We start from the raw sequence: 24352 nt of genomic DNA, 5'->3' as shown, positions 1-24352 counted from the left end.
AATTTTTAAAATGTATTTTAAATGCCATTTTAAGGAGTTTCAGCAACGGATGCCAGCACAACGGAAAGCCGAAAGTTTGCTACGTTTAGTGAAGACGCATATCAGGGACCCCACGATGAATAAGTATCGGCTCAACGATGAAACCCGGCTCTGGCAATGGAAAAATGGCGAAACATCCCACTCAACGACGCTGCGGCAGATTATCGCTACGGTGGACTTTAACGATGTGAAGGCCGGCACGAAAGGCGGCTGGATTGACGATGAGCGCGCCCTTGCGCAGGACGGAGACTGCTGGATCTACGATGAAAACAGCGTGGTATTCGCTGGCGCAACCGTGTCCGGCAACGCGCGCCTGACCCTGCCGTGCACCGTCAGCCATGACGCGCATATCGGCGATAACTGCTGGCTTGACGCCGCAGAGGTCAGCCACGGGGCGCGAATAAGTGACAACGTCACTATTCAGCACTCCTGCGTACGGGGTGAGTGCCATCTTTACGGCGACGCACGCGTCCTGCACAACAGCGTCATCATTGCCGCTAAAGGCCTCACGCCGGACCACGACCAGATCCTGCAAATCTACGGCAAGGCGACGGTAAGCCGATCGCGCATTGTGCATCAGGCACAAATATACGGCGAGGCGATGGTGAATAACGCGTTTGTTGAGCACCGCGCCGAAGTGTTCGACTGCGCGATCCTCGAAGGTAACGAACTCAACAACGTCTGGGTGTGCGACTGCGCCAAAGTGTACGGCAACGCCCGCGTGATAGCCGGTTTCGACGATGACGCCATCCCTACCGTGCGCTACAGCTCTCAGATTGCCGAGAACGCCGTGGTGGAAGGAAACTGCATCATCAAGCACCACGTCCTGATCGGCGGTCAGGCATGGCTGCGCGGCGGGCCGATCATGCTGGATGATAAAGTGGTGATTCAGGGACGCGCGCGGATCAGCGGCGACGTGCTGATTGAGCATCGGGTAGAAATCACCGACGATGCGGTGATAGAGGCCTTTGCTGGTGAGAGCATTCACCTGCGCGGTGAAAAGGTGATCAACGGCGACCAGCGCATCACCCGCACGCCGCTGCTGGGGGCGCTATAGGGTATAAATTTTGCCGTAGATGTTCACATCGTCATAGGCGCCATTGAGGTATTCCGCTTCCCGCAGGCACCCTTCCAGCGTAAAACCGTTGCGCAGGGCCACGCTGTTGCTGTGCTGATTCGCCACCCGACACTTGATCACAAAACGGCGGATCTCACCGCGCTCAGCGTAGTAGCCCATAAACGCCTGCAGCGACTGCGAGAGGATCCCCTGCCCCTGATGTGCTTCATCCAGCCAGTAGCCGATATACGCGGCTTTGTTGGCAGGCTCAATCGCATTGAACGACAGGACGCCGACCAGCGCATCCTCCCTGAAGATCAAAAACATTTTGGCGTAGCCGCGCTGGTGCAGCAACTGGTTACTCTGCACGTTGCGTCGGGTATCGTCCTCGCTGCCCACGTGCTGCGCCCAGTCAAAGGCGGTTTGCAGATAGGCTCTGTTTTTGACGACGAGGTTATGCAGTTCGGCGGTGTAACGCTCTTCGACGGCGCGAAGCTCGAGCGCGTCAGATACGGGAATAGTTTCGGATTGTGTTGCGGTCATTGCCCCTCACCCTAACCCTCTCCCACAGGGAGAGGGAATCGATCGTTAACGCATTACCCGGTCATCAACGTAATGACGTTTATCTGGCGCTGGCGGGAAATACTGATACAGCCAGGTTTCGCTGATGGCATCGCCCTGGCAGCGCAGGAACAGGCGCATATCCACCGGCTCCGTCGAATCCGACGTTGGGTACCAGTCAAACAGAATGCGATACCCGTCAAACGGCTCAACGTAAAGGATCTCAACCTGCTTCGCTTCACCGCTGGAGAGCGTAATCACCGGTTCGATGCCCTTCGGCGCAGCGGCCTTCAGGTCGCCGCCAACGAAATCAATCGCAAAGCGACGGGCCCACACTTTCGGATAGTGTTCGCCCGGCGCCCAGCCCTCCGGGAAGCCGCCCATGCCGGTGCGGGTCGCGTAAACGTTGGCCAGCGGGGAACGCACCGGCGGCTGCGCGCTCCAGTAGAGACGATATTTAAAGTCCAGCTCGTCGCCCGCTTTCACCGGTTTTTCCGGCTGCCAGAAGCAGACCACGTTATCCAGCGTTTCACCGGTGGTTGGGATCTCCATCAGCGCGATAGATCCTTTCCCCCAGTCATTGCGCGGCTCAACCCACAGGCTCGGGCGCTTGTTATACCAGCCCATCACGTCCTGATAGTGGGAGAAATCGCGATCGAGCTGCAGCAGGCCGAACCCTTTCGGGTTTTTGTCCAGATAGGCATTAAACTGCAGCTTCTGCGGGTTATTGAGCGGACGGCAGATCCACTCCCCGTTGCCGCGCCACATTGCCAGGCGGTCGGAGTCGTGGATTTGCGGGTGAATGGTGTCGCACATGCGGCGTTCGTTGTTGCCGCAGCTGAACATGCTGGTCATCGGCGCGATGCCCAGCTGCTTAATGTCCTTACGCGCGTAGAGATGGTTTTCCACCTCCATGATCACCTGGCTCTTCTCGCAGTGGATCACGAATTTATAGGCACCGGTGACGCTCGGGCTGTCCAGCAGCGTATAGACGGTAAAGGTGGTATCGCCAGGCTTGACGGTTTCAAACCAGAAGGAGGTGAAGTCCGGGAACTCTTCCGGGGTGTCGGTAAAGGTATCTACCGCCAGACCGCGCGCGGAAAGCCCGTACTGGTAGGTGTCGTCCACCGCGCGGAAATAGCTCGCCCCGAGGAAAGAGACGATATCGCGGCGCGCCAGCTCAGGCGCTTTAAAGGCGCGGAAGCCCGCAAAGCCGAGGTCGCTTTGCCCTTCCAGCTGTTTGGTATCGACACCCGTGTCACCGTAGCTGAACAGCTCAGGGCGGAAGTGGATCTCGCGCGCCATAGAGGTAGACTGGTCCAGCGAGAACATCCGCACGCGGCGGCGGAACCCCATTCCCATATGGAAGAACTGCACGTCCAGCTGACGCCCTTCAATGTTGTTCCACAGAGACTGTTTTTCATCGTAGCGGATGGCGTTATACGCCTGCGGCGTCATGGTCGCCAGCGTCTCCGGCAGCGGACGCGGCGCGCCACCCCACGGGGTTTTCGCCAGGTCATGCGCCATGGATTGCAGTACGGAGAAGTCAAACCGACGGCTCTGACCGTCAGCGATGTCAGAGTCAGCCGCATATGCCGCTTTGGAAAACAGGGAAGCAAGGCCGGAGGTGCCGCTCAGGGCTGCCACAGCCAGCGAGCCTTTTAGAAAACGTCTGCGATTCATGCCTGGAAAAACGTCCTTATGGTCGTGTGAATGTGTTTCGCGCTCGGCGAAATGACGGCAAGAAAGAACGCACAGCCTAAACAAAAATGGTTAAGAATCCAATTGTTGGCCGGTGATTATCTGAACAAAGTGAGAAATATTTTCTGTCGACCAGAACGGCCCGAAAGTGGTGTAAAGAAAGCCTGGAAAATGTGTAGAAAAATGCCCCGTCAGGACATCAGCTGACGGGGCCAATGAGGCGGTTATTTTACGCTGACATCGATACCCGGGAAGTACTTATCAGCGAGTTTGGCGATCGTGCCGTCGGCACGTACTTTATCAATGGCGGCATCAAGCTGCTTTTTGGTGGCCTCGTCACCTTTGCGCAACCCAAAGCCGATCCCACTGCCGAGGATAGTGTCGTCAGACACCGGTTTGCCGATGAAGCCAAACCCTTTTCCCTGCGGCTTGCTGAGGAAACCCGCCTGCCCGGCCGCGGACATGACCAGCGAGGCGTCAATGCGGCCATTCAGCAGGTCACCCCAGGCCATATTTTGATCTTTATACGACACCACGGTGACACCCTGCTTTTCCCAGTGCTCTTTGGCATAGGTTTCCTGAATCGACCCCTGCAGCACGCCGATGGTTTTCCCCTTCAGCCCTTCAGGCGTTGCTTCGACCGCCGTACCGGCCTTGCCCACCAGCTGAGACGGAATGCGGTAGATCGGCTGGGTAAAATCGATGCTCTTGCGGCGCTGCTCGGTAATGTTCATCGCCGAATTGATGGCGTCAAACTTCTTCGCCACCAGCCCCGGGATCAGCGCGTCAAACGAGGTTTCGACCCAGCTGCACTTCAGCGCTGCCGCTTTGCAGATGGCATTTCCCAGCTCAACGTCAAACCCTTCCAGTTCGCCTGCCGCATTACGGCTTTCAAACGGCGGATATTCCGCTTCCAGACCGTAGCGCAGCTCGGTGGCCGCGAAGGAGGAAAAGGTACACAGCAATCCCATGCCGACAACTAACGCGCGTAATTTCATCTCATACTCCTCAGAGCCTATCCCAGTAGGCGTAATTGTTGAAGACAGTTTGGTACCGGACAGCGCACAGAAACCGGAACGTACATGTAGTACGTGAGGATTTCGAGCACTGCCCGGTGCCAAAATGGCGAATAAAATAGCCTAATGGGATAGGCTCAGCGTGGTTTAACCCGACACAGGGCTTGAGCACCTGCCCGTAACGTCGCCTCATCTTTCGCAAAAGAGAGACGAATCAATTTATTATCCGTGCCGTCGGCATAAAACGCCGACAGCGGAATGGTGGCAACACCGTACTCAACAATCAACCGCTTCACCAGCTCGCTGTCGCGCTCGTCGCTGAACTGGCTGTAGTCCGCCAGCATAAAGAACGACCCGGCGCTCGGCAGCAGGGTAAACGGCGAATCGGCCAGCAGGCCGTGCAGCAGATCGCGCTTACGCTGGTAAAACGCCGACAGCGACAGCCAGGTTTGCGGATCGGTCATGTGTTCTGCAAACGCGTATTGCATTGGCGTATCGGCAGAGAACATCAAAAATTGATGGACTTTACATATCTCGTCCATCAGCTCTGCTGGCGCCACACAATAACCCACGCGCCAGCCGGTGACGTGATAGGTTTTTCCGAAAGAAGAAATAATCACGCTACGCTCCGCCAGCTGCGGGTGCGTGGCCATCCCGTGGTGCGGTTCCCCATCAAACACGACGTGTTCGTACACTTCGTCAGACAAAATAATGATGTCGGTATTGCGCGTCAGCGCTGCCAGATGCTGCAGGTCATTAGCGGAGAAGACCTGGCCGCTCGGGTTGTGCGGCGTATTGATGATGATCATGCGCGTGCGCGGGGTGATTGCCGCACGGACCTCATCCCAGTTGACGGCAAAATCCGGCACCGTGAGCTTGATGGCGACAGGCGTTGCCCCCTGCAGACGAACAATCGGCGCGTAGCTGTCAAACGACGGCTCAAAGTAGATCACCTCATCGCCAGGGTGCACCAGCCCGCTTATCGCCGAATAGAGCCCTTCGCTGGCGCTGGCGGTGACCAGCACCTCGCTGGCAGGGTTATACTGCGTGCCGTAGAGCGCGGCAATCTTATCGGCGATGCGTTCTTTGAGCGGCTGCAGGCCGGTCATCGACGCATACTGGTTATGCCCTGCCTCCATCGCGCGGGTAACGCCGGCGATCAGCTTCGGGTCGCAGGAAAAATTCGGTGCCCCCTGAGAAAGGTTGATGGCGTTATGCTGGGCCGAAAGCTGGCCGATAACGGTAAAAATGGTGGTCCCCACGTCTGGCAGCTTGGAGCGCGTTTGCACCGGCGTTCGTAAAGTCATCCTCTTTCCCTTCTCATGGATATTGCATAACTATTCAAACAACAACTCCGTTGCCGGGACAATCGAATTGTTGTCATAATAGCCATGAGAAAAATGCATAGCTGAGGTGTTTCAATGTCACGCCGTTCGCTCCCGCTCAATGCCATCGACGCATTTTTAGTCACCGCGCGTCATCTGAATCTTACCCACGCCGCCGCGGAACTCTGCCTGACGCAGGGGGCCGTGAGCCGTAAGATTGCCTCCCTTGAAGCCTGGTTTGGCTTTCCGCTGTTTGAGCGCCACGCGCGCGGGTTGCGCCTCTCCCCGCAGGGCAGCGCACTGCTTCCCGAACTGCAGTCCTCCTTCGAACAGCTGCTGAGCGTGGCCGACCAGGCCCGCAGCCAGCACACGGTGATCCGCCTCAAGGCCCCCACCTGCGCGATGCGCTGGCTGGTGCCGCGCCTGCTGGAAGTGGAGCGCGAGCAGCCGGATCTGCAGATCGCGCTCACCACCACGACCGATCATAACGTCAATTTCAAAACCGAATCTTACGATGCCGCCATCGTCTTCGGCACGCACATGAGCGCAGGCGATCTGCTGTTCGAAGAGGCGCTGACGCCGGTGTTCAGCCCCGTGCGAGCGGGTGCCGCGCTGGGTTCGCTGACGTTTCTTCATCCGACAAGGGATAAGACAGACTGGTCACTGTGGCTGGCGAATCAGGAAGGTCCGGGCTTTGCTATGCACAAAAATCAACACTTCGATACGATGGATCTCGCCATTACCGCCGCCATTCAGGGGCTGGGCATAGCCATTGCCGACGAAACGCTGGTGGCAGAAGATATCCGCGCCGGAAGGCTAATGCGGCCCTATGAGACCAGCATTAAAACCGGCGCGAGCTACCGGCTGGTGCTGCGCGAAACGCCTTGTCAGGAGAATGGTCTGGCGGCGTTTCGCGCCTGTTTGCTTAATCGAGGCTGACGTGGTGCTTCATCACGCGCTTGAAGAGGCTCATGCGGGCGCGCATAAAGCGGTTTTCAAGCCTGAAACCTGCATGTTTATTCACACCAATACGTAACAGCACGTCCCGTCCTTTGCGGCAGGCGGGCCAGCGCGTCGGCCCGTGAAGGGTGTCATGCGTTCCGGCATCGCGCGCAAAACTCACCCAGTAATCAGCCACCTGGGCGGCAAACGCCAGATCCCGTTCGTTAACGTACTGGCGCGAAGGCTCCACCTGCCCGAGGGTATCGAACGCGTACGGCACCTCATTGCCGTGCCAGGCACCGTTGATATAGGTGGCGTGTTCCGCTTCGGCCACATAGTCAAACCAGTAGCGCCAGCAAAGCCCGCCGACACGCTGCTGGGCCTGCATCACCACGTAGCCCATAGTGGTGAAGGCCATGTCGCGGCACACCTGCCTGCCGAGCTCCTCGTCGCCCTTCACGCCCGGATAAAGCAGCTTGATGAGCCCCAGCCCGAAGCGGCGCTCCCGGCGAAGCTTCTGGATCTGCCCGGCGAGATCGACACCAAACACCGCCATCACGCTGGCTTCATCGCTGTTGGAGCCAATCATCACCGGCACGGGATGCTGGCGGGCGGCGAAAAAGACGTCCAGCATCGCTTCCGGCAGAACGCAATCCCCAACGATAGGGGCCGGGGCGACGTTCAGCGGCGCGGTCAGCGGCCAGAACGCCTCGGGCGGGATCGCGCGCAGCTGCTCTGCCGTCGCATTTTCCAGCCCGAAGTGGGCGGCCAGCGCTTCCCCTTTTTGCAGGGCCTGCGCGCGCGGCGTGTCCGGCAAGGTGTACCCGCTTTGCACTATCGCCTTATGGAATAGTCCTTTCGCCAACGGCGAGGCCAGCAGCGACAGCACGCTGCGCGCGCCGGCGGATTCACCAAACAGGGTCACGTTATTCGGGTCGCCACCAAACGCGGCAATATTATCCCTCACCCATTCGAGCGCGGCGATCTGGTCCAGCAGGGCAAAATTATGCACCACCCGCTCCTCTTCACCTTCCAGAGCGGGATGGGCGAAGAAGCCGAGATGGCCGAGACGGTAGTTAATCGTGACGACAACCACCCCGCGGGATGCCAGGGCTTTGCCGTTATACGGCGGCAGGCTTCCGGCGCCGATCGTAAACCCCCCCCCGTGCAGCCAGACCATGACCGGCAGCGGCCCGGTACGGTCGATAGGGGACCAGACGTTCAGATAGAGGCAGTCTTCAGAAAACTGGCCGGGATCGCCCCCGCCCAGCTCCTGACAATATTCAGTGCTTTGCCAGCTTGAGGGCGAAAAGTCGGTAGCTGCATGCACGCCATCCCAGCGTTCCGGCGGCCGGGGTGAGCGCCAGCGCCAGTCGCCAACGGGCGGTGCGGCATAAGGAATACCGCGCCAGAGGTGAACGTTTTCATCGGTTAAACCAGACAGTGCGCCCTGGCGCGTTTCAACCACAGGGGCGGAAGGATTTTGCATAACGACCTTATTTTTTCCATCACACCCCTGAAGAGTAACGATTTCAGAGCAAACCGCAACGCTGTTTGCTGCGCGTTTCCGCCTCCTCGTAGAGCGTAAATTCGTCATACACCGGGCAGCCGAGCGCGGCTTCAAACGCATTGCGGCTGGCATTCCCGTGGCTGCGCGCCTGGGTTTCATTCCCGAGATTGGACTGGAAAATCCCCGCCGCGCTGACCGGAAGGAAATCTTCGTAAATTATCGGCTGGGCCACCACCCACCCGCGCTCGATCAGCGGCTGCGGGTCATCCCCCGGACGAAACGCGTGACGATGGGCTTCTCCCGCCGGGGTCAGGCGATAGCGAAAATACGCCAGCTCCTGACGGCGCAGGAACATTTCGCTGTCCGGGAAGGCGCTGAAAATCTCCCGCAAATGCAGCTGGTGCGTGAGGTTATCTTTTCCGGTTCCGGCCTGGGCCAGCAGGCTATCGTACAGTTCACGGCCTTTCGGGGTCAGTGCCACGCCGCGCTGTTCAATTTCACCGAAGCGCGCGGTGTGGGTGCCTTTATGTTCCCCGGCGAAAAGCACCGGCTCTTCGAGGGCTTTAAAGCTGGTCTGACGCAGCAGGATCGGCACTTCACGACGCGGCGGCCCTTCGATCAGAATTTTGGGCTCAATCCCGTACTTCGGCATCAGCTCCTGCACACGGTCAATGTCCAGCGTGCGCGGCGTGAGGTGGTTGATATGGCACCCCGGGAAGCAGACCACGTCAGCTATCAGGCGGTGCTCGTTACTCAACGCCAGGTAGGTCTCCTGGTCGACCGTTGCATGACGGTGCCAGCGGAAGGTTTCTAACGCTTCCTGCACAAACTCGTGCGCCTGCGCTTCGGTAAAGTGCCCTTCCGACTCATGGAGGTCAATAAGTTCCAGACAGCGCGGCGTAAAGATGTTCCGCTGAGAAAGAATTTCTGCCGCCCGCTCGCGTAACGCCACGTTTTCAATCAGCTCAAGGCGCAGCAGTGAGGTAAAGATACGAAACGGATTGCGGCACAGCGCCGCATCGTCAACCGGACGAAACGCCGTTGAGTGGACCGGTACCCCCGCCTGAGAAAGATCGTAATAGCTGACCGGGAACATGCCCATGATGGCAAACATGCGACGCAGGGTGGAAAGCTCTTGTGCCGTACCGACGCGGATCGCCCCGTGACGCTCCACGTTCAGGCGTGCCAGCTCGTCGGCGTTCGCCAGTTGTTCATGTAATAGTGGATTATTTTCCAGAACCGCCAGGTTTACGTCCGCGACCAGCTCAAGCAAGGTGCCGTACTGCGGAACTTCCTGCTGGTACATCGCCGACATAGCCTGCGAAAAATGTTCCCGAATATCATCAGCCGTGATGGTGTTCGCCATGATGTCATGCCTCCAGTGAATATTACCTGGAGTGTAGAGAAGGCCGTTCCTTCCGGGGGGAAGAATTTCTGATTTGTGATCTTAAGACGCCAGTGGTTAAACCGTGTGCTACCGACCCCTGTTAGCCGCCTCGTCATCTTTTTCCAGGATTTTCCTTATGATTCGTAGCGGCTATTTTTTTCTAGCCCTTAAGGGGTAATTTTCTCCTAATCACCGCTTGCAAATTATTCGTTTTTGCTACGCCATTATTATTGGCCTCAACCTTCCGATTTTTAAATGAAACTTAGGACTAATCCGAACATTTGTTTACAAGTCCTTCCCACACTTCCATATTTCCAAACCAAGCGAAGCGCAAACGCAGCAATAATTAAATATAACGCAACCGCTAATGGCGAAACGAATTTGACGTATGCCTCATAGCGACTAGAGTTATTACTCGAACGACGAGTGATACGGAATATTTTCGTATCGTACTGACATAACCAATATATGACTATGAGGTTTAATATGGCAGAGCATCGTGGTGGTTCCGGTAATTTCGCTGAAGACCGTGAAAGAGCATCAGAAGCTGGACGTAAAGGCGGCCAGCACAGCGGTGGTAATTTCAAAAACGATCCGCAACGCGCATCTGAAGCGGGTAAGAAAGGGGGACAGAACAGTCACGGCGGAGGCCGTAAATCTGATAACTCCTGATCTTATTTAGTACTCTTTTAATAAAACCTGAGAGCATGCTGCGGGCTGAAAAGCTCGCAGTACCCTTTCCTTATTTTACCGGAGCGTAATTATTATGAATATGAAAAGTGTTGAGGATGTATTTATTCATCTTCTGTCCGATACCTACAGCGCTGAAAAACAACTTACCCGAGCGTTAAGCAAACTCGCTCGCGCCGCCTCCAGCGAGAAGCTGAGCGCCGCCTTCACCGCGCACCTGGAGGAGACGCAGGGTCAGATTGAACGTATTGACCAGATCGTCGAACAGGAAGACGGTATTAAGCTCAAGCGCATGAAGTGCGTGGCAATGGAAGGCTTAATTGAAGAAGCCAACGAAGTTATCGAAAGTACGGAAAAAAATGAAGTGCGTGATGCCGCGTTAATTGCCGCTGCGCAAAAAGTGGAGCATTACGAAATAGCCAGCTACGGTACCCTTGCGACCCTCGCAGAACAACTGGGCTACAAAAAAGCCGTTAAACTTCTTGCCGAAACGCTGGAAGAAGAGAAAGAGACCGACCTTAAACTCACCGACCTGGCCGTTGGCAATATTAACCAAAAAGCGCAGAAATGACGCGATAAGACAGGTTAAATAAAATGAGCATCAGTCCCAGGACAATTAAACGGTGCCATTTAGCGGCAGCAATAATATGGTTCATTCTCGCTATCCCTTCCGTAATATGGTGGAAGAATAGCGTACTATGGGTCATTATCATCAGCATTTACGCCAATATTGTCGGCCACTTATCTGGCTACAGTGCCGCACGTGCCGATCAGGCTGCTGAAAGTGAGACCAAATAAGCGAACCCCTAATGAGGATACAATGATGAATCACGTAGAACACTACCATGACTGGCTACGCGATGCCCATGCAATGGAAAAGCAAGCCGAATCTATGCTGGAGTCCATGGCCAGCCGTATTGATAATTATCCTGATGTTCGCGCCAGAATTGAGCAACATATTAATGAGACAAAACGGCAAATTACATTGCTGGAGGAAATCCTCGACCGTAATGATATTTCTCGTTCGGTCTTAAAAGACTCGATGAGCAAAATGGCGGCCCTGGGTCAATCCATCGGCGGTATGTTCCCGTCCGATGAGATCGTTAAGGGCTCGATCAGCGGCTATGTCTTCGAACAGTTTGAAATCGCCTGCTACACCTCCCTGCTCGCTGCGGCGAAAAAAGCGGGCGATACCGCCTCCGTGCCTGCCATTGAGACGATCCTCGCAGAAGAGCGCGAAATGGCCGACTGGCTGATTCGCCATATCCCGCAAACGACGGAACAGTTCCTGCTGCGTTCAGACGCAGACGGTGTCGAAGCGAAAAAATAATCCACAGGAGAGTGCCTATGTTTCGACACGTCAAACAGCTTCAATATACGGTTCGCGTCGCCGAACCCAACCCCGGTCTTGCTAACCTTTTACTGGAACAGTTTGGCGGGCCGCAGGGCGAACTGGCTGCCGCCTGCCGTTACTTCACTCAGGGCCTGAGCGATGACGATCCGGGCCGCAAGGATATGCTGATGGATATCGCCACCGAGGAGCTAAGCCACCTCGAAATCATCGGTACGCTGGTTGGTATGCTGAACAAAGGTGCCAAAGGCGCGCTGGCGGAAGGGGTGGAAAATGAGGCTGAACTGTATCGGTCCATGACCGAAAACGGTAACGACAGCCACATCACCTCCCTGCTCTACGGCGGCGGTACCCCGCTCACTAACTCCGCGGGCGTGCCCTGGACGGCAGCCTACGTCGATACCATCGGCGAGCCGACGGCGGATCTGCGCTCGAACGTGGCGGCAGAGGCCAGGGCGAAAATCATCTATGAACGGCTGATTAACGTCACTGACGATCCCGGAGTGAAGGATGCGCTGGCGTTTCTGATGACGCGTGAGGCGGCGCATCAGCTCTCCTTTGAGAAGGCGCTGCAGTCCATTCGTAATAATTTCCCGCCGGGAAAACTGCCGCCAATCGAGGAATTCACCAACAAGTACTACAATATGTCTGAAGGTGGAGAGGTTCGCGGAAGCTGGAACAGCGATAAGCACTTTGATTACGTTGAGTCCCCCCAGCCTGCGGTTGATGGCGGAGACGGTAGCGCCAGCGTGACGCTCACAGCTGAACAGGCAACCCTGATTAAGGCGATGTCTGCCCGCACCAAGTCCGATCCCCATTCCGACCCGCTGACCGGTGCCGAGCTGGGTGCCGGAAAGAGTAAACCGTAATCGGTTTTGCCGGGCATCCTGACCTGCCCGGCAATTCTCGTGCCCCATCGCTTCAGAGGTACGGACCATGTTCGAACTTGATGCATTTCATCTCGCCAGAATTCAGTTCGCTTTTACCGTCTCGTTTCACATTCTTTTCCCGGCGATCACCATCGGTCTTGCCAGCTATCTGGTCGTGCTTGAAGGCATGTGGCTGCGCACCAAAAACGACGTCTGGCGCTCGCTGTACCACTTCTGGCTCAAGATATTTGCCGTTAACTTCGGGATGGGTGTCGTTTCCGGACTGGTCATGGCGTATCAGTTCGGCACCAACTGGAGCGGGTTCTCCCAGTTCGCAGGCAGTATTACCGGTCCCCTGCTGACCTACGAGGTGTTAACCGCCTTCTTCCTGGAAGCCGGCTTTCTTGGCGTAATGATGTTCGGCTGGAACAAGGTTGGCCCTGGGCTGCACTTCTTTTCAACCTGCATGGTGGCGCTCGGCACGCTGATGTCGACCTTCTGGATCCTTGCCTCAAACAGCTGGATGCACACCCCGCAGGGTTTTACTATCGAGAACGGGCAGGTCATTCCGCAGGACTGGCTGGCGATTATCTTTAACCCCTCCTTCCCTTACCGCCTGATTCATATGGCCATCGCCGCATTTCTGAGCAGCGCGCTGTTTGTCGGCGCGTCGGGCGCATGGCACCTGCTGCGCGGTAACGATACCCCTGCCATACGCACCATGTTCTCCATGGCGATGTGGATGGCGCTGCTGGTTGCCCCCATTCAGGCCGTCGTGGGCGATATGCACGGCCTGAACACGCTTGAGCATCAGCCAGCCAAAATTGCCGCCATTGAGGGGCACTGGGAAAATCCGCCCGGCGAGGCCACGCCGCTGCTGCTGTTTGGCCTGCCCGATATGGACGAGGAGCGCACCAAATACGGTCTTGAGATCCCCGCGCTCGGCAGCCTTATCCTGACGCACAGCCTCGATAAGCAGGTCCCAGCGCTGAAGGACTTCCCGAAAGAGGATCGCCCAAACTCGACCATCGTCTTCTGGTCGTTTCGCATCATGGTCGGAATGGGCCTGCTGATGATTACCCTCGGTCTGGTCAGCCTCTGGCTCCGCTATCGCCATCGGCTCTACCACTCGCGTCCGTTCCAGTGGTTTGCCCTCTGCATGGGGCCCGCGGGTCTGGTGGCGCTGCTCGCCGGCTGGGTGACCACCGAAGTGGGCCGCCAGCCGTGGGTGGTTTACGGTTATCTGCGCACGATTGACGCGGTCTCCCTGCACAGCACCCTGCAGATGAGCATCAGCCTGCTGGCGTTCTTCGTTGTCTACTCGTCGGTGTTTGGCGTGGGCTATGTGTACCTCATCCGGCTGATTAAGAAAGGCCCGCAGCCCGTCGATACGCTGACGTCAAACACGTCGGGCACCCCCGCCCGTCCGCTGTCTGCCGCGGAGTCTGTTCCGGAACAGGAGAGAAACTGATGGGCGTCGATATCTCTGTTATCTGGTTTGCCATCATCGTCTTTGCCACGCTGATGTACATCATTATGGATGGCTTTGATTTGGGCATCGGCCTGCTGTTTAACTTCGTGGGCGATGCGAAAGAGCGCGATGTGATGGTCAACAGCGTAGCGCCCGTATGGGACGGCAACGAGACCTGGCTGGTGCTCGGCGGCGCGGGGCTGTTCGGCGCGTTCCCGCTGGCTTACGCGGTGATCATTGATGCGCTCACTATCCCCCTTACAGCGATGCTGATCGGTCTCATCTTTCGCGGCGTCGCCTTTGAGTTTCGTTTTAAAGCGACGCCTTCGCACCGCAAGTTCTGGGACTACTCCTTCGCCGGTGGCTCTCTGCTCGCCACCTTCAGCCAGGGGATCGTTGTGGGGGCGGTGATCAACGGCTTTGAGGTAGAGGGAAGACGCTTTGCGGGCTCGCCGCTTGACTGGCTGACGCCCTTTAACCTTTTCTGCGGTATCGGCCTGGTGGTCGCCTACACGCTGCTGGGCACCACCTGGCTTATCATGAAAAGTGAAGGCGCCCTGCAACGCCGCATGCGCGAGCTAACCCGCCACGTGCTGCTGGCCCTGATGGTGGTGATCGCGGTTGTCAGCGTCTGGACGCCGCTCGGCTGGCAGTACGTGGCCGACCGTTGGTTTACCCTGCCCAACTTCTTCTGGTTCCTGCCGGTTCCCCTGCTGGTAGGCCTGTTTAGCGTGCTGATCTGGCGGCTGACCCGCAACCCGGCCAGCCACTCGCGCCCCTTCCTGCTGACGCTGGGTCTGATCTTCCTCGGATTTAGCGGCCTGGGTATCAGCCTGTGGCCAAACATTATTCCGCCGCGCATCACCCTGTGGGAAGCCGCGGCGCCCCCCGCCAGCCAGCTGTTTATGCTGGTCGGGACCCTGCTGATAATTCCTGTGATTCTGGTGTACACCGCCTGGAGCTACTACGTCTTCCGGGGCAAAGTTTCGGATACTGAAGGCTATCACTGAGGAACGCTATGACGGACTGGCATACACGGGCCATTATCTACCAGATTGATACCGCGCTTTTTTACGATATGAACGGCGATGGCTGCGGGGACATCGCCGGGATCGCGGCCAAGCTGCGCTATATTCGCCGCATGGGGGCGACGGTTATCTGGATCACCCCGTTTTACCTCACGCCCTTTCTCGATGAGGGCTACGACGTCAGCGACCATCTGCAGGTGGATCCCCGCTTCGGAAAACTGGCCGATATCATCGCCTTTATCGAACAGGCCCGGGAGCTGGGCATGCAGGTTATTATTGAGCTGCTGATCCAGCACACCTCGGACGCCCATCCCTGGTTCCAGCAGGCCCGACGCAGCCCCGCCTCGCCCTATCGCGATTACTATATCTGGTCGGATAACGACGACGACGATACGCCCCCCATGTTTCCCGGCGTGGAAAAGAGCGTCTGGAGCTGGGACGACGAGGCGGGACAGTATTACCGGCACATGTTCTACCGCCACGAGCCGGACCTGAACCTGACCTCGCCCGCCGTGCTTAAGGAGATTGAGAATATTATCCTCTTCTGGCTCAAACTGGGGGTATCGGGATTTCGACTGGATGCCGCATCACACCTCACGAAGCAGGCGGGCAGCGGTGACGAGAAAAAGGGCCTGTGGATCCTGGAGCACATGCGCCGTCTTATCGAGCAGCGTAATCCGGACGCGATCCTGCTCGGCGAAGTGGACGTAGACGTTGAGGTTTATAAAGACTATTTCGGCAATAACGACCGCCTGCATCTGGTGCTCAACTTCTGGCTCAACAAGTATTTCTACGTCAGCCTGGCCAGAAAAAGCGCCCGCCCGCTGCGCAACGCGGTGAAGAAAATGATCGTCCCGCCAGATTCATGCTGTTTTGCCAACTGGCTGCGCAACCATGACGAGCTGGATCTGGAAGGGATTAGCCAGAAAGATAAACAGTTCGTGCTCGACACCTTCGCCCCTGACGAGGAGATGAACGTCTACCAGCGTGGGATCCGCCGACGTCTGGCTCCGATGCTGAATGGCGATCCAAAGCGGCTGGCGTTCTGCCACGCGGTGCTCTTTTCCCTGCCGGGCGTCCCGGTGATGCGCTACGGGGATGAGATCGGCATGGGTGACGACCTTGAACTGGAGGAGCGCTACGCCGTCCGCACCCCAATGCAGTGGGCAGGTTCACAGGGCGGTGGTTTTTCGGCGGCCGATCCTGAAAAATTTATTGCGCCGATAATCGACCACGGCCCCTACCGCTATCAGAAAATCAACGTCGCCGATTCGCTGCTCCACCGCAACTCGCTCCTCCACCGGATTATTGATATTGCCAATACCCGCTCGGAGTTCCCCGAAATTGCCGTGGCGCCCTTTCGCCTCATCACCCTCAATCATGACGCGGTGCTGGGGATCTATTACGAGACCGACGAGCGCAGCATTCTGACCTTCGTTAACTTCAGCGACCAGCCGGTGCAGTTCACCGCCAGAGGGATCCGCAACGCCACCTGGACCGCCTGCCTCGCGGACAAACGCTACGACGACGCGCTGGTTTGCGGCAAAACCGTCGAACTCAGTATTGGCGCCTACGGCTACCGCTGGTTCTGGACGCACCGCAGCGCGCTGCGCTGATTAGCGTTTCCGGCGGGTTATCAGACGCGTCAGCATAATCCCCGCCACCGCGAGGGCCCCCAGCGCCACCTTGCCCGGCATACCGGAGGTGACGGACGTAGCGCGGTTCTTCGCTTCGTCGGTAAAACGACCATGGATTTTGTGCAGGTCGTCAATCGGCTGGTCGAGATAGTCCCGCCGATCCGCTGCGTTCAGATCGTCGGTCATCTGGCCTTCCCAGGCTTTTTTTACCATCAGACGGTCAAGGTAGCCCGGAAAGAAGAATTGCCCGACGATGGACTGGATAGTGCTGCTGCCCACCCACAGCTCGCGCACCGGTTTCTGCGCAACCTTAAAGATGGCGCTGGCGGCCACTTCAGGCTCAAAGACCGGCGGCACCGGTCGCATCGCCCAGGCGAACTTATTCCTTGCCCATTCGAACTGCGGCGTATTGAGCCCCGGCATCTGCACCATGGAAAGCTGAACCCGGCTGTTCTCGTGCATCAGCTCCGTGCGCACCGCATCGGTGAACCCGCGGATCGCCGCTTTGGCCCCGCAGTAGGCCGACTGCAAAGGGATGGAACGGTAGGCCAGCGCGGACCCCACCTGAATAATCACCCCCCTGTCTCGGGGCACCATCAGCTCCAGCGCGGCGCGGGTGCCGTTAACAAAACCGAGATAGGTAACATCTGTCACGCGACGAAACTCATCCGGCGTCAGGGTACGAAACGGCGCCAGTACGGCCCCCATCGCATTGTTGACCCAGACATCAATCGCCCCGAGGCGATACTCGATCTCGTTAGCCGCATCCACCACCGCCTGGCTGTCGGCGACGTCCGCCTGCACCGCGTGGGCATTAACGCCGAAGCGGCGCAGCTCTTCCTGGGTGGAGTGCAGGCTGGCTTCATCGCGGGCGATAAGCCCCACATCGTAACCTGCCTTTGCAAATTTCAGCGCCGTGGCTTTTCCCACGCCCGCCGTCCCGCCGGTAATCACTATGACCGCCATAGAACCTCCGCGTGAATTTAGCCGTTATTGCCGTCCGACAATGTTGTCACCAGTTCAGCGAGCGAAAATTGCACCGCTTTTTCCACCACATCCTGGCAGTCGCCGGAGAAAAGGACGGTGCGGGTTTTCGTCTCACCGCAGATATTCCAGGCAAAGCAGACCGTTCCCGCCGCCGTGCCGTCATCGCCCCCTTCCGGACCCGCGTAGCCGCTGATGGCGATGCTGATATCCGCCTGGGCAATGTCGCGGATGCTGGCGGCCATCTCGGTCACCGTCTGTTCACTGACGGCGGTATAGCGCGCCAGCGTCTCCGGACGCACGCCGAGGATCCGCGATTTGGCTTCATCGCTGAACACAACCAGCCCGACGTCATAAAAATCGGCCGTGTTTTCCTCTGCACACAGCGCCACCGAGAGCTTTCCTCCCGTGCAGGATTCCGCGGTGGTTAAGCGCAGCCCGGCATCGGTTAATTTACTCGCCAGCTTTTTGGTGAGTTCACTCACGGTATAATGACTGTCGTGTAAAAGATTGCTCATCTTGCCGCCTCTTATTTTTCAACAGGAATGATTGAAATATGTCCATTGCGCTCAAGTATGGCATATTTAATTTCGCCAAGTTCTGTAATGCCATTATTTTGACGCGCTGACACCAGAATATCATCACAAGATACGTCGACTTTTTTTAGCTTATCCGCTAATGGAACGCCATTCTCAACCAGAATCACAGGGGTCCCATCAAGAATATTCTCCACCGGGGAAAAATATTTCTTCATCAGGCCAAATATAATGTCAACAACCACCAGCGTGGTAATGGTAATCATTGCACCGGTAACCGAGAAATCCTGCCCCAAAAGCGCCTGTTGCGTCGCCTCACTAATAATTAAGAGGAGGATGAGATCAAAGCTGGTCATCTGCAGCAGCGCCCGTCGCCCTGCCACTTTAAATACCACCACGAGAAACAGATAAATCGCCAGCGCGCGAAAGACCATATCCATATCAGCCTCCTAGGGGTAAATAAATTGCCAGAGGTTAATCTCCGGCTCGTTGTTGACGCGGATGACGGTGTTCCATTTACCGGCTCTGGAAGGTGTCGTGAAGTATAAAACAGAGAAGTTGTCTGATTTTTGCAGTTCGTCATAGACCAAATAGAGGGTTTTGCCGTGGCTATACATTTTGTCTGGCTGCGGCCAGACGCTGCCGGGCTCGTACACGTCGCTGCTGTCGGTGGTCAGGCTGAGGGTATAGCTGCCCTCCGTCTTCACCGGGAAGGTGACCTGCATTCTTGACTCCGTCTCCCGCCGGCCGAAGCGTTCATAGTTTATGCTCAATGAGTTAGCGGAATTGGTTTTGGCCGTATCGCTCACTACCCCGCTGGAAAACAGACCAGCAACCGCTGCGATGATAATAGCCAGGAGGACCACAAAACCCACCTGGCGAAATGAATATTCAAACCTCAACAAGCGATAACTCTCATCTATCCCGGGTAACTTTTCATTTTCATGCTTCATAGTCGTTGTCACCGTTTCGCTTATTTCAAGATAGTTTTGATTTCCAAAGAAAATCTTTTTAAGACTTATCACATTTGCCACATAAAGGAATAGCAACAATACTTAATATGTCAAGACACTCAAAAATGAAGGATATCAGATGAAATTATCACTTATTTCCGCTTTTTTGATATTTCTGGTTCCAGTTGCATGGGCAGATAATAACGGAGGGTTACAAAAAGGTGAAGCACCGCCACCGCCCCACGCGCTGGACAGCGGATATCGTGGAACCGATGACGCGCGTATTATGACCATCGATCAGGCAAAACAATTGCACGATGGCGCGACAATTTCATTGCGCGGTAATCTTATTGACGGTAGCGGCGATAAGTTTGTATTCCAGGATAAAACCGGAAAAATCGACGTTATTATTCCCCAGGCAGTCTTCGACGGCAGAACGGTAAAACCCGATCAGATGATCAGTATCAACGGTTCGCTTGATAAAAAATCATCGCCTGCCGTCGTTCGTGTTGATCGTTTGCAGAAATAATTCAGCGAAGCGTTAACGCTGCAACTATCCATCAAATCTCACCCCTTGGCTTAAGGAGTCAGCTATGAGTGATACTACACAACGTACGAACGCTTACCCGAAACCCCCGTTCCCGGAACAGCCGCAAACGCCGCCGGGACTGGCGTCTGAAATGCAGCCTGTACCCGACCACGGTGAAACAAGCTATAAAGGGCATGGCCGCCTTGCCGGCAAAAAAGCGCTGATCACCGGTGGTGACTCCGGGATTGGACGCGCAGTGGCTATCGCCTACGCCCGTGAAGGGGCAGACGTCGCCATCAACTATCTGCCTGAAGAAGAGAAAGATGCCGCCGAGGTCATCGACCTGATCAAAGCGGAAGGCCGCAAGGCCATCGCGCTGCCCGGAGACGTCCGGGACGAGACCTTTTGCCAGAATCTGGTCGAAGAAGCCGTTTCGAAGCTGGGCGGGCTGGATATTCTGGTCAACAACGCAGGCCGCCAGCAGTTCCGGGAATCCCTTGAAGAGCTGACCACTGAAGATTTTGACGCGACGTTTAAAACCAACGTTTACGCCCCCTTCTGGATCACCAAGGCCGCCCTGCGCCACCTGAAAGCGTCGTCCGTGATCATTAACACTTCCTCCGTTCAGGCGGTGAAGCCCAGCCCCGTACTGCTGGATTACGCCCAGACGAAGGCCTGTCTGGCGGTGTTTACCAAATCCTTAGCCAAACAGCTGGGTCCGAAAGGCATTCGCGTCAACGCGGTCGCCCCCGGCCCGTACTGGACGGTACTCCAGTCCAGCGGCGGCCAGCCGATGGAGAAAGTGAAGGAGTTCGGGGGTGATACCCCGCTGGGTCGTCCGGGACAGCCCGTCGAGATTGCCCCGCTGTACGTCACGCTGGCCTCGGATGAGTGTTCCTTTACCTCCGGTCAGGTATGGTGCTCTGACGGCGGCGACGGCGTGATCTAAACCGGTTTGTAGTTTATCCCTCCGCAGTGAGCAATAAATGAACAAGGACGTTCATCACCCACCTCGCCTGAAAAAACATGTTGTAACTCAAACAGATCAAATGTTAAAAATATTTTGCTATCAAGTTATCAAAATTAAACAACTTAACTTGTCACCCGCATCGCTCTGTTTTTAACATCGCCTATGGAAAAAAATGGTCTGTTCAGTCAGCGCATACGCTTGCGCCATTTGCATACATTTGTGGCCGTCGCTCAACAGGGAACGCTGGGGCGCGCGGCTGAAACTCTTAACCTGAGCCAGCCCGCGCTCTCAAAAACCCTTAACGAGCTGGAACAGCTGACCGGTGCCCGTCTATTTGACCGCGGTCGGCTGGGGGCACAGCTGACTCTGGTGGGCGAACAGTTCCTGACGCACGCCGTGAAGGTGCTGGATGCGCTCAACACCGCAGGCCAGTCCCTGCACCGAAAAGAAGAGCAGACCAGCGAGGTGGTGCGCGTCGGCGCCCTGCCAACCGCGGCGCTGGGGATCCTACCGCCCGTTATTGGTCAGTTCCACAAGCAGCAGCGAAATACCACTATTCAGGTTGCCACCATGAATAACACCATGCTGCTCGCGGGGTTGAAATCGGGTGAGCTTGATCTTGGTATCGGTCGAATGTCCGACCCCGAGCTGATGGGCGGTCTCAATTATGAACTGCTGTTCCTGGAATCCCTGAAGCTGGTGGTTCGACCCGATCATCCTCTGCTGCAGGACACGGTGACGTTAAGCCGGGTGATGGAGTGGCCGGTGGTGGTTTGCCCGAAAGGGACCGTACCGCGCCAGGCCGCCGAAACCTTGCTGCAGATGCAGGGGTGTACGCTACCCTCAGGGTGCATCGAAACGCTTTCGGCTTCTCTTTCGCGCCAGCTTACCCTGGATTATGACTACGTCTGGTTCGTCCCATCCGGTGCGGTAAAAGATGATTTGCGTCAGTGCACGCTGACCACCCTGCCGATCGCCTCCCCGGGTGCGGGTGAACCCATCGGTATTTTGACCCGGGTGGATACTCCCCTTTCCACGGGCGCACAAACGCTATTGAGCGCTATCCGTAAATCTATGCCTGTCTGATTCCCTTCCCCCCTCACCCAGTTCCCTCTCCCTGTGGGAGAGGGAACTGGGCTGTGCGTTAATCAAATAATGCGGAATGATTCATTAACAATTGCGTAAAACAAATTAACAGTTTTATCATAACGGCGAATTCACCATTTGGTTCGCGAATCGTTACATAAACAATAATTCACTCGTTTTAATCATTACTCTCCCCGCACTTATTACCCAGATGGTACACACCCGGCAATGCGGAGAGATTCAAAGGAGACAGAAATGGCATTTGGCAGCGCGCCGCGCGGGATACCTCGTATTTTGCAGTGGCTCCTTGCCGGACTGATGTTGCTCATCGGTCTGGCGGTTGGCGGGTTGGGCTTCAAGCTCGCCGCCGTAGGCGGAAGTTTTTACTTCGTGATAATGGGCGTGGTGATGGTCATTGCCGCGCTCCTGATTTTCCTCAATCGCAGCAGCGGGATCGTGCTTTACGGCATCGCGTTTATTGCCTCGCTGTTCTGGGCGGTAAGCGATGCGGGCTGGGATTTCTGGCCGCTCTTCTCGCGCCTGTTCACCTTCGCCGTACTGGCCTTCCTCTGCGCCATCGTCTGGCCTTTCCTGCGCGCGGCCAACCGCGGCGCAGCGAATAAAGCCCCGGCTTATGGCGTTGCGGCGGTTCTCGCACTGGCGATGCTGGTCAGCCTCGGCTGGATGTTTAAGCCTCAAACCCTCGTGGCGGCGAACGAGCCCGTTCCGGTGAAACCCGTTGCTCCCGGCGAACAGCAGAAAAACTGGGAACACTGGGGCAACACCACCCACGGCGACCGCTTCGCCGCGCTGGACCAGATTAACAAGCAAAACATCAGCGATCTGAAAGTCGCCTGGGTGGCGCACACCGGGGATATTCCGCAGAGCAACGGCTCCGGTGCGGAAGATCAGAACACGCCGCTGCAGATTGGCGACACGCTCTATGTCTGTACCCCGTACAGTAAAGTGCTGGCGCTGGACGTGGATTCAGGTAAAGAAAAATGGCGTTATGATTCGAAAGCCACCGCGCCGAACTGGCAGCGTTGCCGTGGTCTGGGCTACTTTGAAGATCATGCAAACGTGACAGCGTCACAGACCGGGACGTCGCCAGCGGCATGCCCTCGCCGCCTGTTCCTGCCGACCACCGACGCCCGTCTGATTGCCATCAATGCGGATAATGGCAAGGTTTGCGATGACTTTGGTGACCATGGCACCGTTGACCTGAGCGTTGGCATGGGCGAAATCAAGCCGGGCTATTATCAGCAGACCTCCACGCCGCTGGTTGCCGGGAACGTCGTTGTTGTCGGCGGTCGCGTCGCGGATAACTTCTCCACCGGCGAGCCGCCGGGCGTGGTGCGCGCCTACGACGTTCACACCGGTAAACTGGCCTGGGCGTGGGATCCAGGTAATCCGAACCTGACCGGCCTGCCGCCGGAAGGCCAGACTTATACCCGCGGCACGCCGAACGTCTGGTCTGCGATGTCTTACGACGCTAAGCTGAACCTGATCTACCTGCCAACCGGCAACGCCACGCCAGACTTCTGGGCAGGCGAGCGTACCGCGCTGGACGATAAGTACAGTTCCTCCATCGTCGCGGTCGACGCCGCCACCGGACAGGTGCGCTGGCATTTCCAGACCACCCACCACGACCTGTGGGACTTCGACCTGCCTTCCCAGCCGCTGCTGTACGACCTGCCGGACGGCAAAGGCGGCACCACGCCTGTACTGGTGCAGACCAGCAAGCAGGGCATGATCTTTATGCTCAACCGTGAAACCGGCAAGCCGGTGGCGAAGGTGGAGGAACGTCCAGTTCCGGCGGGTAACGTTGAAGGTGAACGCTACTCTCCGACCCAGCCGTACTCCGTGGGCATGCCGATGATTGGCAACCAGACGTTAACCGAGTCCGACATGTGGGGGGCGACGCCTGTCGACCTGCTTCTGTGCCGCATTCAGTTTAAAGAGATGCGTCATCAGGGCGTCTTCACCCCGCCGGGTCTCGACCGTTCCCTGCAGTTCCCCGGCTCGCTCGGCGGAATGAACTGGGGCAGCGTCTCCGTTGACCCGAACAACAGCCTGATGTTCGTCAACGATATGCGTCTGGGGCTGGCAAACTACATGGTGCCGCGCGCGAACGTCGCGAAAAACGCCAGCGGCATTGAGATGGGGATTGTCCCGATGGACGGCACGCCGTTCGGCGCAATGCGCGAGCGCTTCCTGTCGCCGCTGGGCATTCCGTGCCAGAAGCCGCCGTTCGGAACCATGTCGGCCGTTGACCTGAAAACCGGCAAGCTGGTGTGGCAGGTACCGGTTGGTACCGTGGAAGATACCGGCCCGCTGGGCATTCGCATGCACATGCCAATCCCAATCGGGATGCCAACGCTGGGCGCGTCGCTGTCAACCCAGTCCGGCCTGCTGTTCTTCGCCGGTACCCAGGATTTCTACCTGCGCGCGTTTGATACCGCCACCGGGAAAGAGATCTGGAAGGACCGCCTGCCGGTCGGCAGCCAGTCCGGCCCGATGACCTACGTCTCGCCGAAAACCGGTAAGCAGTACATCGTCATTAACGCCGGGGGCGCTCGCCAGTCGCCGGATCGTGGTGATTACGTTATCGCGTACGCGTTACCCGATAAGCAGTAACGGATGAAAAAAGGGACCGAAAGGTCCCTTTTTTGTCGGTCGGGAAAGCGAAGCGCCACCCGACACGGCCGGC

Annotated in this window: 24 protein-coding genes; 14 read left to right on the top strand and 10 right to left on the bottom strand. The window is 57.0% G+C overall.

The window, feature by feature from the left end:
• Positions 1-115: 115 nt before the first annotated feature.
• Entirely contained in the window at positions 116-1096 is a 981-nt protein-coding gene (gene ydcK / locus DG357_RS11090) for a YdcK family protein (protein WP_088205421.1), read from the top strand.
• Here ydcK and rimL read toward each other — a convergent pair.
• The 4 genes from rimL to DG357_RS11070 all read right to left on the bottom strand — a co-directional run bounded on the left by rimL (position 1091) and on the right by DG357_RS11070 (position 5681).
• Positions 1091-1639, bottom strand: a complete 549-nt coding sequence (gene rimL / locus DG357_RS11085) for a 50S ribosomal protein L7/L12-serine acetyltransferase (protein ID WP_088205420.1) — start codon at positions 1637-1639, stop codon at positions 1091-1093. The two genes, ydcK and rimL, sit on opposite strands and share 6 nt — an antisense overlap.
• A 45-nt stretch (positions 1640-1684) precedes the next feature.
• The gene (locus DG357_RS11080) at positions 1685-3340 is read right to left on the bottom strand and encodes a glucan biosynthesis protein D (RefSeq protein ID WP_045260490.1); all 1656 of its coding nucleotides are present in this window, start codon (positions 3338-3340) and stop codon (positions 1685-1687) included.
• Positions 3341-3582: 242 nt separating this feature from the next.
• Positions 3583-4356 (bottom strand): transporter substrate-binding domain-containing protein, encoded by a 774-nt coding sequence (locus DG357_RS11075; RefSeq protein WP_025756391.1) that lies wholly within the window; start codon positions 4354-4356, stop codon positions 3583-3585.
• Between the two features lie 155 nt (positions 4357-4511).
• Complete coding sequence (locus DG357_RS11070) at positions 4512-5681, bottom strand: pyridoxal phosphate-dependent aminotransferase (protein WP_047368528.1); 1170 nt, start codon at positions 5679-5681, stop codon at positions 4512-4514.
• A gap of 114 nt (positions 5682-5795) precedes the next feature.
• Between DG357_RS11070 and DG357_RS11065 the strand changes: the two genes are divergently transcribed.
• Positions 5796-6638 (top strand): LysR family transcriptional regulator, encoded by an 843-nt coding sequence (locus DG357_RS11065; RefSeq protein ID WP_063942485.1) that lies wholly within the window; start codon positions 5796-5798, stop codon positions 6636-6638.
• Here the strand turns inward: DG357_RS11065 and DG357_RS11060 are convergent.
• On the bottom strand, positions 6625-8130 hold the full coding sequence (locus DG357_RS11060) for a carboxylesterase/lipase family protein (RefSeq protein WP_063438034.1): 1506 nt from the start codon (positions 8128-8130) through the stop codon (positions 6625-6627). The two genes, DG357_RS11065 and DG357_RS11060, sit on opposite strands and share 14 nt — an antisense overlap.
• Positions 8131-8173: 43 nt before the next feature.
• On the bottom strand, positions 8174-9517 hold the full coding sequence (gene hglS / locus DG357_RS11055; RefSeq protein ID WP_028013108.1) for a 2-oxoadipate dioxygenase/decarboxylase HglS: 1344 nt from the start codon (positions 9515-9517) through the stop codon (positions 8174-8176).
• Positions 9518-10024: 507 nt separating this feature from the next.
• Between hglS and DG357_RS11050 the strand changes: the two genes are divergently transcribed.
• The 8 genes from DG357_RS11050 to DG357_RS11015 all read left to right on the top strand — a co-directional run bounded on the left by DG357_RS11050 (position 10025) and on the right by DG357_RS11015 (position 16563).
• Positions 10025-10210, top strand: a complete 186-nt coding sequence (locus DG357_RS11050; protein ID WP_088205419.1) for a con-10 family general stress protein — start codon at positions 10025-10027, stop codon at positions 10208-10210.
• A gap of 94 nt (positions 10211-10304) precedes the next feature.
• On the top strand, positions 10305-10799 hold the full coding sequence (locus DG357_RS11045; protein ID WP_008502272.1) for a YciE/YciF ferroxidase family protein: 495 nt from the start codon (positions 10305-10307) through the stop codon (positions 10797-10799).
• A 23-nt stretch (positions 10800-10822) separates the two neighbouring features.
• Positions 10823-11026 (top strand): hypothetical protein, encoded by a 204-nt coding sequence (locus DG357_RS11040; RefSeq protein WP_008502273.1) that lies wholly within the window; start codon positions 10823-10825, stop codon positions 11024-11026.
• 25 nt (positions 11027-11051) lie between these two features.
• On the top strand, positions 11052-11558 hold the full coding sequence (locus DG357_RS11035; protein ID WP_028013107.1) for a ferritin-like domain-containing protein: 507 nt from the start codon (positions 11052-11054) through the stop codon (positions 11556-11558).
• 17 nt (positions 11559-11575) lie between these two features.
• Positions 11576-12448, top strand: coding sequence for a manganese catalase family protein (locus DG357_RS11030; RefSeq protein WP_088205418.1), 873 nt, complete (start codon positions 11576-11578; stop codon positions 12446-12448).
• Between the two features lie 67 nt (positions 12449-12515).
• Positions 12516-13919: a cytochrome ubiquinol oxidase subunit I gene (locus DG357_RS11025; RefSeq protein ID WP_028013105.1), complete on the top strand. Its 1404-nt coding sequence runs from the start codon at positions 12516-12518 to the stop codon at positions 13917-13919.
• Positions 13919-14929 carry a cytochrome d ubiquinol oxidase subunit II gene (gene cydB, locus DG357_RS11020; RefSeq protein WP_088205417.1) on the top strand — a complete coding sequence of 337 codons (1011 nt, stop codon included), beginning with the start codon at positions 13919-13921 and terminating at the stop codon, positions 14927-14929. The genes DG357_RS11025 and cydB overlap by 1 nt, the downstream gene beginning before the upstream one ends.
• Before the next feature lie 8 nt (positions 14930-14937).
• Entirely contained in the window at positions 14938-16563 is a 1626-nt protein-coding gene (locus DG357_RS11015) for an alpha-amylase family protein (protein WP_063942488.1), read from the top strand.
• Here DG357_RS11015 and DG357_RS11010 read toward each other — a convergent pair whose 3' ends face one another.
• From DG357_RS11010 to DG357_RS10995, 4 genes are read right to left on the bottom strand one after another with little or no spacing between them, the layout of a single operon-like run.
• On the bottom strand, positions 16564-17550 hold the full coding sequence (locus tag DG357_RS11010; protein WP_028013102.1) for an SDR family oxidoreductase: 987 nt from the start codon (positions 17548-17550) through the stop codon (positions 16564-16566).
• A gap of 17 nt (positions 17551-17567) precedes the next feature.
• Complete coding sequence (locus DG357_RS11005; RefSeq protein WP_063154030.1) at positions 17568-18086, bottom strand: 2-oxo-tetronate isomerase; 519 nt, start codon at positions 18084-18086, stop codon at positions 17568-17570.
• An 11-nt stretch (positions 18087-18097) separates the two neighbouring features.
• Entirely contained in the window at positions 18098-18544 is a 447-nt protein-coding gene (locus tag DG357_RS11000) for a DUF421 domain-containing protein (RefSeq protein WP_088205416.1), read from the bottom strand.
• A gap of 9 nt (positions 18545-18553) precedes the next feature.
• On the bottom strand, positions 18554-19057 hold the full coding sequence (locus DG357_RS10995) for a hypothetical protein (RefSeq protein ID WP_088205415.1): 504 nt from the start codon (positions 19055-19057) through the stop codon (positions 18554-18556).
• Positions 19058-19196: 139 nt separating this feature from the next.
• Between DG357_RS10995 and DG357_RS10990 the strand changes: the two genes are divergently transcribed.
• The 4 genes from DG357_RS10990 to DG357_RS10975 all read left to right on the top strand — a co-directional run bounded on the left by DG357_RS10990 (position 19197) and on the right by DG357_RS10975 (position 24279).
• Positions 19197-19586 carry a YdeI family stress tolerance OB fold protein gene (locus tag DG357_RS10990; protein WP_045630393.1) on the top strand — a complete coding sequence of 130 codons (390 nt, stop codon included), beginning with the start codon at positions 19197-19199 and terminating at the stop codon, positions 19584-19586.
• A 64-nt stretch (positions 19587-19650) separates the two neighbouring features.
• Complete coding sequence (locus tag DG357_RS10985) at positions 19651-20535, top strand: SDR family oxidoreductase (protein WP_028013098.1); 885 nt, start codon at positions 19651-19653, stop codon at positions 20533-20535.
• Between the two features lie 183 nt (positions 20536-20718).
• On the top strand, positions 20719-21642 hold the full coding sequence (locus DG357_RS10980; RefSeq protein ID WP_088205414.1) for a LysR substrate-binding domain-containing protein: 924 nt from the start codon (positions 20719-20721) through the stop codon (positions 21640-21642).
• A 255-nt stretch (positions 21643-21897) separates the two neighbouring features.
• Complete coding sequence (locus DG357_RS10975) at positions 21898-24279, top strand: glucose/quinate/shikimate family membrane-bound PQQ-dependent dehydrogenase (protein WP_088205413.1); 2382 nt, start codon at positions 21898-21900, stop codon at positions 24277-24279.
• Positions 24280-24352: the final 73 nt, after the last annotated feature.

It is taken from the genome of Enterobacter bugandensis, from assembly GCF_900324475.1.
GTDB classification, from domain to species: Bacteria; Pseudomonadota; Gammaproteobacteria; order Enterobacterales; family Enterobacteriaceae; genus Enterobacter; species Enterobacter bugandensis.
This window is presented reverse-complemented; position numbering and strand designations above follow the sequence as displayed.

Coding starts and splice junctions, on each gene's coding strand:
- DG357_RS11045 (WP_008502272.1), top strand. CDS start 10,305: ATGAATATGAAAAGTGTTGAGGATGTATTTATTCATCTTCTGTCCGAT.
- DG357_RS11040 (WP_008502273.1), top strand. CDS start 10,823: ATGAGCATCAGTCCCAGGACAATTAAACGGTGCCATTTAGCGGCAGCA.
- cydB (WP_088205417.1), top strand. CDS start 13,919: ATGGGCGTCGATATCTCTGTTATCTGGTTTGCCATCATCGTCTTTGCC.
- DG357_RS11035 (WP_028013107.1), top strand. CDS start 11,052: ATGAATCACGTAGAACACTACCATGACTGGCTACGCGATGCCCATGCA.
- DG357_RS11010 (WP_028013102.1), bottom strand. CDS start 17,550: ATGGCGGTCATAGTGATTACCGGCGGGACGGCGGGCGTGGGAAAAGCC.
- DG357_RS11075 (WP_025756391.1), bottom strand. CDS start 4,356: ATGAAATTACGCGCGTTAGTTGTCGGCATGGGATTGCTGTGTACCTTT.
- DG357_RS11050 (WP_088205419.1), top strand. CDS start 10,025: ATGGCAGAGCATCGTGGTGGTTCCGGTAATTTCGCTGAAGACCGTGAA.
- DG357_RS10975 (WP_088205413.1), top strand. CDS start 21,898: ATGGCATTTGGCAGCGCGCCGCGCGGGATACCTCGTATTTTGCAGTGG.
- DG357_RS11070 (WP_047368528.1), bottom strand. CDS start 5,681: ATGACTTTACGAACGCCGGTGCAAACGCGCTCCAAGCTGCCAGACGTG.
- DG357_RS11015 (WP_063942488.1), top strand. CDS start 14,938: ATGACGGACTGGCATACACGGGCCATTATCTACCAGATTGATACCGCG.
- DG357_RS11030 (WP_088205418.1), top strand. CDS start 11,576: ATGTTTCGACACGTCAAACAGCTTCAATATACGGTTCGCGTCGCCGAA.
- hglS (WP_028013108.1), bottom strand. CDS start 9,517: ATGGCGAACACCATCACGGCTGATGATATTCGGGAACATTTTTCGCAG.
- DG357_RS11080 (WP_045260490.1), bottom strand. CDS start 3,340: ATGAATCGCAGACGTTTTCTAAAAGGCTCGCTGGCTGTGGCAGCCCTG.
- DG357_RS10990 (WP_045630393.1), top strand. CDS start 19,197: ATGAAATTATCACTTATTTCCGCTTTTTTGATATTTCTGGTTCCAGTT.
- DG357_RS11000 (WP_088205416.1), bottom strand. CDS start 18,544: ATGGATATGGTCTTTCGCGCGCTGGCGATTTATCTGTTTCTCGTGGTG.
- DG357_RS10980 (WP_088205414.1), top strand. CDS start 20,719: ATGGAAAAAAATGGTCTGTTCAGTCAGCGCATACGCTTGCGCCATTTG.
- DG357_RS11025 (WP_028013105.1), top strand. CDS start 12,516: ATGTTCGAACTTGATGCATTTCATCTCGCCAGAATTCAGTTCGCTTTT.
- DG357_RS11065 (WP_063942485.1), top strand. CDS start 5,796: ATGTCACGCCGTTCGCTCCCGCTCAATGCCATCGACGCATTTTTAGTC.
- ydcK (WP_088205421.1), top strand. CDS start 116: ATGAATAAGTATCGGCTCAACGATGAAACCCGGCTCTGGCAATGGAAA.
- DG357_RS11005 (WP_063154030.1), bottom strand. CDS start 18,086: ATGAGCAATCTTTTACACGACAGTCATTATACCGTGAGTGAACTCACC.
- DG357_RS10985 (WP_028013098.1), top strand. CDS start 19,651: ATGAGTGATACTACACAACGTACGAACGCTTACCCGAAACCCCCGTTC.
- DG357_RS10995 (WP_088205415.1), bottom strand. CDS start 19,057: ATGAAGCATGAAAATGAAAAGTTACCCGGGATAGATGAGAGTTATCGC.
- rimL (WP_088205420.1), bottom strand. CDS start 1,639: ATGACCGCAACACAATCCGAAACTATTCCCGTATCTGACGCGCTCGAG.
- DG357_RS11060 (WP_063438034.1), bottom strand. CDS start 8,130: ATGCAAAATCCTTCCGCCCCTGTGGTTGAAACGCGCCAGGGCGCACTG.